This is a genomic window from Acinetobacter lactucae, assembly GCF_013344765.1.
GTDB classification, from domain to species: domain Bacteria; phylum Pseudomonadota; class Gammaproteobacteria; order Pseudomonadales; family Moraxellaceae; genus Acinetobacter; species Acinetobacter lactucae_A.
This window is the reverse complement of sequence record NZ_JABVBF010000443.1, coordinates 1-405: the sequence shown is the minus strand read 5'-3', so window position 1 is coordinate 405 and position 405 is coordinate 1. Positions and strand designations below refer to the sequence as shown.

General features: G+C 28.6%; 1 protein-coding gene. It reads right to left on the bottom strand.

Annotated features, from left to right (window positions below):
- Positions 1-405 (bottom strand): ABC transporter transmembrane domain-containing protein (locus HUN22_RS17765; RefSeq protein ID WP_254617576.1); only part of this gene is annotated, 405 nt, incomplete at both ends.

Genomic DNA, 405 nt, shown 5'->3' with positions numbered 1-405 from the left:
CTCCACTAAATGATTGACAATATTATTTTTCCACTGCACATTCCATTTCGTTCCAATGTACATCACCAACCAAGACCGAATCATTAATACAAAATTTTTAAAACAATATAAAACAATAAAAACAAGTGAAATTAATAATAAAAAGTTAAAATCTTTTGATGCTATAACATCATCAACAATTAACTGCATATAGAATGGAAGAATGAGACTAACTAATTCTAGAACAATTGCAATTCCAATTACATATAGTAGAGTTGTTTTAAAACCTAATAGCTCACCTGTTATGTCTCTTAACTTTAAGTTATTAATTTTCTTATTTTTTACAAAATCTGGTTTAGGCCAGACTTCAACAGCTACACCTGTAAAATACTTTGAAAGCTCTTCAAGCGATATACTTCTCTCACC